1 pseudogene is annotated in these 263 nt (G+C 54.4%); it reads right to left on the bottom strand.

Features of this window, described 5'->3' with window-relative positions:
* A pseudogene (locus ACQ4MZ_RS31655) lies at positions 1 to 263 on the bottom strand (hypothetical protein); the annotation flags it as partial.

Raw genomic sequence — 263 nt, 5'->3', positions numbered from 1 at the left:
GACGGCAGATCGGTATTTCTAACTTTGGCCCAGATACGCTCGGCGATCTCTAACATCCCCGCATCGCCCGGGTGCCGGTCGCCCGTATTATTGGGGAAGGCAGCCATGGATACCGGGTCATTTCCCGCCAGATAAACCGGGTTTGAGATCATATCACTCAGGTCCACAAAGGGCAATCCACGTTCAGTGGCCACCTGCAGAATCTTTTCGTTGGCAAGCGGTTGGTCCGGCCACATGGAATTGGTCACAATTACTTTTGCACC

This window comes from Dyadobacter sp. BHUBP1 (genome assembly GCF_050587785.1).
Taxonomy (GTDB): Bacteria; Bacteroidota; Bacteroidia; order Cytophagales; family Spirosomataceae; genus Dyadobacter.
The sequence above is the reverse complement of the archived record's forward strand: the minus strand, read 5'-3'. Positions and strand labels throughout refer to the sequence as shown.